The organism is Duganella callida (assembly GCF_004614165.1).
GTDB lineage: Bacteria > Pseudomonadota > Gammaproteobacteria > Burkholderiales > Burkholderiaceae_D > Rugamonas > Rugamonas callida.
The window spans coordinates 1-5,522 of sequence record NZ_SPVG01000147.1; the positions used below are offsets into that span (position 1 = coordinate 1).

Annotated in this window: 4 protein-coding genes; 2 read left to right on the top strand and 2 right to left on the bottom strand. The window is 67.5% G+C overall.

Annotated features, from left to right (window positions below; all coding sequences use genetic code 11):
• Positions 1-516: 516 nt before the first annotated feature.
• Complete coding sequence (locus E4L98_RS14690) at positions 517-3,177, bottom strand: M1 family metallopeptidase (protein ID WP_135202304.1); 2,661 nt, start codon at positions 3,175-3,177, stop codon at positions 517-519.
• A gap of 124 nt (positions 3,178-3,301) precedes the next feature.
• Here E4L98_RS14690 and E4L98_RS14695 point away from each other — a divergent pair, with 124 nt between their 5' ends.
• Positions 3,302-3,991 carry a glutathione S-transferase N-terminal domain-containing protein gene (locus E4L98_RS14695; protein ID WP_135202305.1) on the top strand — a complete coding sequence of 230 codons (690 nt, stop codon included), beginning with the start codon at positions 3,302-3,304 and terminating at the stop codon, positions 3,989-3,991.
• A 14-nt stretch (positions 3,992-4,005) separates the two neighbouring features.
• On the top strand, positions 4,006-4,632 hold the full coding sequence (locus E4L98_RS14700) for a glutathione S-transferase family protein (protein WP_135202306.1): 627 nt from the start codon (positions 4,006-4,008) through the stop codon (positions 4,630-4,632).
• 2 nt (positions 4,633-4,634) lie between these two features.
• Here E4L98_RS14700 and E4L98_RS14705 read toward each other — a convergent pair whose 3' ends face one another.
• A complete protein-coding gene (locus E4L98_RS14705; RefSeq protein ID WP_229257398.1) occupies positions 4,635-5,447 on the bottom strand; it encodes a CheR family methyltransferase in 813 nt (270 codons plus the stop codon).
• Between the last annotated feature and the right edge of the window lie 75 nt (positions 5,448-5,522).

Sequence of the window (5,522 nt, forward strand, 5' to 3'; positions counted from 1 at the left end):
CGTCGCGCCGTTGCCGGCGCGACGTCGGCCGCGCCAGGTGGCGCAACCGGCGGCGCCAACGGCGAGCAAGCGCTGAACGCGCACGCGGCGAACCAGGCCAGGTGGCCGCGCCGCGAGCGCCACATGCGCACTTCGATAAAGTTCATGATCGTCATTTGGCTGTAATATTGTCCAATTATTATCCGCCAGCTGATTCCAGCCTGGCCTGGTTGGTTTCGCACCCAAGCCGGTGCGGAAAACCACACGCCACCAGCTCAGCGGGCTTGGCCGGTGTCCCTCAACACCGGCACCATCCCGTTCTTAAGGCTTGCCTTAATGAAGTCCTAAGCCTGTGCCGGCGAAACGCTGGCAAAGTGTCATCCATAGCGCGGGGTCAAGCCCAGCGCCCGGTTGCCGGACCGACAAGCCCGGCACAAATTGCGTCCAGGTGGCACGATAGCCGCCGGACACCCGCACATCCCCACGCTCTCGAGCGTTTTGCAACCAGCACCATCATCTGATGGCGCTGGTTTTTTTTTACCCCTGATGCGCCTTCAACCACGCATCGATCTGCGGCAGGCGCTCGGCGCGCACCTTGATGCGGTACGCGATCGATGCCACCGCCGTCTTCGCATCGCCCTGCGCCTCGGCCGGCAGATACTCTCTGGCGTAGGCCTGCACCTTGCCCACCATGGCCGGATCGGCCGAACGTCCGGCCAGGCCAGGGAAGTAACGGCTGCGCGACGACACATCCACCTTCTTCTCGACCTGCTCGCGGTGCGCCAGCGCGAAATCGAAGGCCAGGTCCGGATGCGTCCCCGACACATGGGTGATCATGGACGCGCCCGACGTCGCCCCCGGCTCGTCGGTCAGTGCCAGCGCCAGCGCGCGCTGCGCCAGCGCCGGATCGTTGGCCACGCCCAGCAGATCGTACAGCTCGCTCCTGATCATGCTCGACGGCTCGGCCCTGGCCGCCGCGTGCAGTTGCTCCCAGGTCGCCGCGTCGGCATGCGCCGCGATGATGCCCAGCACCGGACGGCGCAGCGCGGCCGGCAGCGCGGCCAGGTCGCTGGCCGACGCCGCGTAACGGCGCCGTGCCTCCGCGATCACACTCTCGTCCCCCACCGTGCCCAGCACGCGGATCAGCGTCTCGCGCAGATTCGCCACCGGCCCCGCCTCGTCTTTGGCGGCGGTCCAGCCGACGCGCGCCAGCACCGGCGCCAGCCGCGCCCGCGCAAAGCGGTCCAGCGCCGCGCGCTGCTCAGGCTTGCCTTCATAACTGTCGTGCAGACCGGCCAGCACGCCGGCGATCTTCTGCCACACCTGCGGCGCCGCATCCTGTGGCGTGTTGTTCGCCAGGTCCATGAAGCTGGAGGCCGGCATCAGCCCCGCCATGCCCAGCGCCCAGCTGTCCGACAGCAGGCCCAGCTGATCGATGGTCGGCATGCTCGCGAAACCCTGCGCCAGCGCGGCGAACGCCTTGGGCGCATACAGCGTGCGGTAGTAGCCGCTCTGGCCCGCGTTCACCAGCACCGCGCCGCAGCCCGGCAGCGTCATGCCGGCCTTGCCGCCGTTGACGACCGTGCGCACGGCGGTGTTGCCGACCGTCTGCGCGATCACCGGCACGCGCCAGCTCAGCGCCTGCTTGCCTGGTTGGTCCTTGCTGAATTCACCTTGCGTCAGCTGAATCACCGTCTTGCCATTCTTGCAGACCGCCTCCGACACGCTGATCAGCGGCACGCCCGGCTGCAGCGTGAAGTCATGTGCGATCGCCGTCACCGGCTTGTGCGCCGCCTTTTCCACCGCGTGCCACAGATCGTCCGATACCGTGTTGCCATAAGCGTGTTTGGCCACATAGCTGCGCACCCCCGCGCGCCACGCCTCTTCGCCCACGTAGTTCTCCAGCATGCGGATCACCGATTCGCCCTTGCTGTAGGTGATGGCGTCGAACGCCTGGCTGGCCTGCTCCACCGTGGCGATGCGCTGCACGATAGGGTGGGTGGTGGCCAGCGCGTCGCGCTCCATCGCGCCCTCGCGCGTGCCGACCGCGCGCAGGCTCCATTTCCATTCCGGATGCAGGCGGTCGGTGGTGCGCGACTCCATCCACGAGGCGAAGCCCTCGTTCAGCCACAGATCGTCCCACCACGCCATGGTCACCAGATCGCCGAACCACTGGTGCGCCATCTCGTGCGCGGCCACCAGGAACGAAGTCTCCTTGTCCGACTGCGTGGCCACGCGCGGATCGAGCAGGATCGAATATTCGAAGGTGAAGATGCCGCCCCAGTTCTCCATCGCGCTGAAGAACTGGCTGCGGCCCGGCGCGGCGATGTTGTCCAGCTTCGGCAGCGGATATCTGGTGCCGAAATAGTCGTTGTATTCCTTCAGCACCGCGCGCGACGAATCCAGCGCGAACTGGGCCTGACCCAGCGCGCCTTTCTGCGTCACCACGCCCAGCTCCACGCCCTCCGCCATCGCCGTCGCGCGCTCGAATTCGCCCAGGCCGAAGAACAGCAGATAGGTCGACATCTTCGGCGTGGTGGCAAAGCGCACCAGTTCGCGGCCGTCGGCCAGCCTGGTGGTCGAGCTCACCGGCATGTTGGATACCGCCATCTGCCCGGCCGGAATGGTCGCCTCCAGCGCGAAGGTGGCCTTGTAATACGGCTCGTCCCACGAGGGAATCACGCGCCGCGCGTCGGAGTTCTCGAACTGCGTGTACAGCGCGCGCTTGGCCGCGCCGCCGTTTTCATAGTCCAGCGAGAACAGGCCGGAAGCCTGGGTGCCGATCACGCCGGTGTAATCGAGCTTGAGCTGGTAGCTGCCCGGCTTCAGCGCCTCGGCAAAGTGGAAGGTGGCGGTCTGCTTGTCCGCATCGACGTCGATCTTGCTGGCCTGCCGCGCCGGCGCACCCGGGCCGGCGCTGATGGCGGCGGCGCTGAATGTCAGCTCGGCCGCGTTCAGCGTCAGACTGCTGGTGGCCTGCTTGACGTCCAGCGCGATGGTCACGCTGGCGCTGAAGCTGCTGTGCGCCGCGTCGGGCGTCAGCGATACCGCGTAATGGGTCGGCACGGCGGTGCGCGGAAGCTGGGTGGTGACCTGCGAAACCTGGGTAGCGGCGGCTGGCGCGGCGACGGCCAGGGTAGGGCCGGCGCTCACGCCCAGCAGCGCCGAGACGGCGAGTGAAATCAAGCTGCGTTGCATGCTATTCCTTTGACAAGATGGGTAGCCTTTTGGGCAAGCGAGCAATCTAAGGCCATCCGCGGGCGCTGTCAAATGACGGATCGGTATATGATCTGTCCACGCTCATCATTTGGAAGGCAGCGACATGATCGACCTGTACACGGCGGCCACACCGAACGGCCACAAAATCTCCATCGCCCTGGAAGAGCTGGAACTGACCTACACCCTGCACGCGCTGGATCTGGCGGCCAGGGAGCAGAAGGAAGCCTGGTTCCTGGCGATCAATCCCAACGGCCGCATCCCGGCCATCATCGACCGCAGCGAAGACAACTTCGCCGTGTTCGAATCGGGCGCCATCCTGATCTACCTGGCCGAGAAAACCGGCGAACTGATGCCCACCGACTTCCAGGGCCGATCGCGGGTGCTGCAATGGCTGATGTTCCAGATGGGCGGCGTCGGCCCCATGATGGGCCAGGCCAACGTGTTCCACCGCTACTTCCCCGAAAAGATACAGCCGGCCATCGACCGCTACCAGGGCGAGAGCAAGCGCCTGTTGCGCGTGCTGGACAGCCACCTGGCGCACCATGAATACCTGGCCGGCGACTATTCGATCGCCGACATCGCCAACTGGGCCTGGGTCCGCACGCACGAGTGGTCGGGCGTGACGGTCGACGATCTGCCGCACCTGCAGCGCTGGATCGCCGCCATCGCCGCGCGTCCGGCGGTCCAGCGCGGCATCCTGCTGCCGCCGCGTGAAGACCGCAACGATCCCGCCACCGCCGCGCGCTTCAGCGCCGGTGCGCGCAACATGCTGGAAACCGGCCAATCGCGCTGAAGCGAGGAGCGGCCATGAAACTCTATTCCTCCACCCGCGCGCCGAATCCGCGCCGGGTCGCCATGTTCATCGCCGAAAAAGGCATCGACAACATCGAGCAGGTGCAGGTCGACCTGGGCGCCGGCCAGCACCGCGGCGCCGACTATCTGGCCAAAAACCCCTTCGGCCGCGTGCCCGCGCTGGAGCTCGACGACGGCCGCATCCTGTGCGAAACCCGCGCCATCTGCAGCTGGCTGGAAGGCCATGCGCCCGAACCGAACCTGATGGGCGACGGCTACGACGAACGCGCCTTCATCGAAATGGCCGACCGCCGCATCGAACTGCATCTGTTCAGCGGCGCCGCCAACAGCATCCGCCACACCCATCCCGGCCTGGCGGCGCTGGAACAGCCGCAGTTCCCCGACTTTGGCGCGGTCCAGGCGCAGCGCATGCGCGAGACGGCGCAGTGGCTGGACCGGACGCTGGCCGCCCAGCCCTTCGTCGCCGGGCAGCGCTTCACCATCGCCGACATCACCGCCTTCTGCGCGCTGGAATTCGCGCGCGGACTGATGCGGTTCCGCCCCGGCCAGGAAGGCATGGCGCACCTGCAGGCATGGCGCGACCGCATCGCCGAACGCCCCAGCGCCGCCGCGCTGGGCTGAGCTCAGGCCACGCGCTTGTACCAGGACTGGTGCGCCAGCAGCGGCTTGTAGTGGCGCGCCAGCGGATCGTGATCGTCCAGCGGCTGGTCCAGCGCCAGCATGCCGAACGGCGCCAGACTGTCGTCGAACAGCTGCAGCACGCGCCGCCGCAACGCCGGGCCGAAGTCGGGCAGGGCGCGCTGGCCGAGTATCATCTGAAACTCGTTGAATGACGCATCGGTCACCAGGTTGTACTGCGACCACGTGATGCGGCTGCGCAGATGCGCCTTCAGCACCGCCTGCAGGCCGTCGGCGCTGACGTCGAAATAGTCGATCAGCTTGCCGATACCGCCGCTGCGGATGTAATTTCCCTGCAGCTCGCTCAGCCGCGCCATCGGCAGCGTGGCCTGCTGCACCTCGGCCAGCATGGTGTCGCTGGCGACGGTGGCGTAGATTTCGGTGCGCTGCGCCAGCTGTTCCTGCTCCAGCAGGATCGCCAGCGTCCACGCCTGCTGCGCGCCGGCGCAATCGGCGATCCACACGCGCGGCAGCGCGGCCCCGTGCAGGCACGCGCCCAGCGACAGCCGCAGCATCGACGCTTCGAGCGCGCTGTCGAACATCAGCGCCGGCGCCACGTACAGCGCGCGCAGCAGGCAGTTGAAGGCCTCGTCGTCGTGCAGCACGCGCGATTGCAGCGCCGAGATGGTCGGCAGTTCCAGCTGCCCGCGCAGCGCCCGCACCTTGCCCATCACCGCGCCGCGCGCATAACCGCGGTAGTCGTAGCCGTGGCACTGGTAGAGCGCCTCCAGCAGCAGCTCCAGCTCCAGCTCCTCCACCGACTGCGGCGAGAAGCGCCGCCCGCCGCCGGGCGCCGCCAGCAGCGGGCCGTCCGCTGCGCCGCTGCCGCCGTC

Excerpts from the sequence above, each read along its gene's own strand:
- E4L98_RS14690 (WP_135202304.1), bottom strand. The coding sequence starts at position 3,177 with ATGCAACGCAGCTTGATTTCACTCGCCGTCTCGGCGCTGCTGGGCGTG.
- E4L98_RS14695 (WP_135202305.1), top strand. The coding sequence starts at position 3,302 with ATGATCGACCTGTACACGGCGGCCACACCGAACGGCCACAAAATCTCC.
- E4L98_RS14700 (WP_135202306.1), top strand. The coding sequence starts at position 4,006 with ATGAAACTCTATTCCTCCACCCGCGCGCCGAATCCGCGCCGGGTCGCC.